This is a genomic window from Noviherbaspirillum soli (genome assembly GCF_015352955.1).
GTDB lineage: Bacteria > Pseudomonadota > Gammaproteobacteria > Burkholderiales > Burkholderiaceae_D > Noviherbaspirillum_A > Noviherbaspirillum_A soli.
Genome location: NZ_JACYOX010000094.1, coordinates 1 through 2727, shown reverse-complemented (window position 1 = coordinate 2727; position 2727 = coordinate 1). Strand labels below are relative to the sequence as shown.

Below are 2727 nucleotides of genomic sequence, written 5' to 3'. Positions count from 1 at the left end.
GTAAGCGCGCAATATCAGGCACCTATCGGGCCAAGGTAAAGATGGTCAGACTAGTGTCCACCAATATCAGTGGACACCAGCGATGCCAACTCACTCCAGTTTTACTCCTCTGCCGATCACCGGCATCGATCGCGGCGGCAAGCGTCGCTATGATCCGCAAGCCAAGCGCGCGCTGATCGAAGCCTGCCTCGAACCGGGCACCTCGTTGGCGGGCCTGGCGCTGGCGCATGGCGTCAATGCCAACCTGCTGCGCAAATGGGTCGTCAAGCATCAACGGCAGGTGGCCTGCGAAGCCGACGTGATAGCGCCCGCCGCATCAGTGTTCGTGCCAGTGATCATTGGCGCTCAGGAGCCGATCTCAATGAGTGGATCGATGGCCACGCCGGTCACTGCACCGCCGCACCAGCCTTCCCGTCTGCAGGCGCGCCTGCCCAATGGCGTCACGCTTGAACTGGCGTGCGACCAACAGGACACGACACTCCTATCCGCATTGATTGACGCTCTCGGACGCTGCGATGTTCCAGCTGCCCGCTGATGTGCCGGTCTACCTGCACCGCGCGCCGGTGGACTTCCGGCTGGGCATCAACGGCCTGGCAGCGACCGTCGAGCACGCCATGCAGCACGATCCCCTGGCACGCGCGGTCTACGCCTTCTGCAACCGGCGCTGCAATCGCATCAAGCTGCTGTTCTGGGATCGCAACGGTTACTGGTTACTGGTCAAACGGCTCGAGGCAGACCGTTTCGCCTGGCCAAAGCAGGAAGCGACGATCACGCTGACGACGGAGCAACTCCACTGGCTGCTCGACGGGATCGACATCGAGGCGGTTCGGCGGCATCCGCTGCGCCACTACCGGCACGCCGGCTGAACCTGCCCGCCTGTGGCGCCCTGGCGACGCCGGGGCGGCTTGTTACACTTTTACGTAAACCCAATTGTGCCGCGAAGGCGCTATCGTGGGCGGCATGAACGAACACGACCTGGCTCTCTTGCCGCCTGCCGTGCAGGCCTATATCCGTCAACTGGAAGCGCACGCCGCCCAAGCTTCAGTGCAGATCGACGAGGCGCAACAGCACATTGCCACGCTGACCGAACGCATCGCGCTGCTGGAAGAACAATTCCGCCTGGCGCAGTTGAAACGCTTCGCCCCCAAGAGCGAGAAGCAGGCCGATCGCCTCTTTAACGAAGCCGAGCAGATTGCCGCTGCCGAGGCTGGCACCAGCGGCGAGGAAGCCGATGCTCCGTTCGCCTTGCCCGAGACAGGTCTGCCGCCGGCCGGCGAAGCAGCGCGCGGCAAGCGCGGCCGCAAGCCGCTGCCGGCCGATCTGCCGCGCACGCGTATCGAATACGACCTGCCGGACCATCAGAAGGCGTGCGCCTGCTGCGGCCATGCCCTGCACCGCATGGGCGAACAGACCAGCGAACAGTTGCACATCGAGGTCAAGGCCTCGGTGCTGCAGCATGTGCGCTTGAAGTACGCGTGCCGCCACTGCGAACGCCATGCCACTCACACCCCGGTCGTCACTGCCCCAATGCCGGCGCAGCCGCTACCGGGTGCCAATGCCAGCCCGGCGTTGATCGCCACCGTCATGACCGGCAAATATGCCGATGGCACGCCGCTGTACCGGATGGAACAGGCACTCGCGCGCGCCAATATCCCGGTCGGGCGCGGCACCCTGGCGCACTGGGTGATTGCGCCGGCCGAACGTCACCTGAGCCGGCTGGTGGCAGCCTTGCGCGCGACGTTGCTGGCGCAGCCGCTGATCCATGGCGACGAGACGACGATGCAGGTGCTCAAGGAAGACGGCAAGAGCGCGCAGAGCCAGTCGTACGCGTGGGTGTACCGTAGCGCCGCCGACAGCGACTGTCCGGTCGTGCTGTTCGACTACCAGCCGGGACGGGGCCAGCAGCATCCGCAAGCCTTCCTATCGGGCTGGCACGGTACGCTCATGAGCGATGGCTACAGCGCCTGGCGCACGATCGAAGGCGCCACCCACCTGGGTTGCGCAGCGCATGCACGACGCAAGTTTGACGAAGCCAACCGTGCGCAAAAGAAGAAGGGAGGGCTGGCGCTGCAGGCACTGGCGTTCTTCGGCGCGCTCTACGAGGTCGAGGCGCTGGCGCGGGGCGAACTGCCGGCGGGGCAGACCCGGGCCGGGTACACCCATGCGCTACGCCAGCAGCACACCGTGCCGCTGCTGGAGGCGTTCAAGGCCTGGCTGGAGGAGAAGGCGCCACAGGTGCTGCCGGAAAGCCTGCTGGGCAAGGCGATTGGCTATGCGCGCAACCAGTGGCAGTACCTGTGCCGCTACGTCGACGATGGCGCCGCGCCGATCGACAACAACCTCCTCGAACGCGACATCAGACCATTTACGACGGGCAGAAAAAACTGGCTGTTCGCCGACACGGTGGCGGGCGCACAGGCCAGTGCGATCATCTACAGCCTGATGCTGACATGCCGCGCCTGCGGCGTGGAACCGTTCATGTACCTGCGCCATGTGCTCACTGAACTGCCGCAGCGGGCGCCGGAGGCTGACGTCACGGACCTGCTGCCGTTCCACTTCGCTCGGCAACTCCAGGCGAACACAGCGCAGGTCTCATGATCTGATTGCACCCGCGCTACTGACCAGAGCTCCCAGGACACCGCCGATCGTTGTACGGAGTCGTCGCGATGCGCGACGACTCGTCCGAGGCAATGGAGAACACACACGTGCGGGAAATTGAGCGCTTAC

At 64.9% G+C, this 2727-nt stretch carries 3 protein-coding genes; all 3 read left to right on the top strand.

The window, feature by feature from the left end:
- Positions 1-82: 82 nt before the first annotated feature.
- The 3 genes from tnpA (at position 83) to tnpC (ending at position 2598) form a co-directional block, all read left to right on the top strand.
- Positions 83-535, top strand: a complete 453-nt coding sequence (tnpA, locus tag IGW04_RS25470; protein WP_194715888.1) for an IS66-like element accessory protein TnpA — start codon at positions 83-85, stop codon at positions 533-535.
- Positions 516-866: an IS66 family insertion sequence element accessory protein TnpB gene (gene tnpB / locus IGW04_RS25465; protein WP_194715887.1), complete on the top strand. Its 351-nt coding sequence runs from the start codon at positions 516-518 to the stop codon at positions 864-866. The genes tnpA and tnpB overlap by 20 nt, the downstream gene beginning before the upstream one ends.
- 94 nt (positions 867-960) lie before the next feature.
- Positions 961-2598: an IS66 family transposase gene (gene tnpC, locus IGW04_RS25460; protein ID WP_194715889.1), complete on the top strand. Its 1638-nt coding sequence runs from the start codon at positions 961-963 to the stop codon at positions 2596-2598.
- Positions 2599-2727: the final 129 nt, after the last annotated feature.

What these genes read in the sequence shown, in the direction of transcription:
- tnpA (WP_194715888.1), top strand. Translation starts at nt 83, where the DNA reads ATGCCAACTCACTCCAGTTTTACTCCTCTGCCGATCACCGGCATCGAT.
- tnpB (WP_194715887.1), top strand. Translation starts at nt 516, where the DNA reads ATGTTCCAGCTGCCCGCTGATGTGCCGGTCTACCTGCACCGCGCGCCG.
- tnpC (WP_194715889.1), top strand. Translation starts at nt 961, where the DNA reads ATGAACGAACACGACCTGGCTCTCTTGCCGCCTGCCGTGCAGGCCTAT.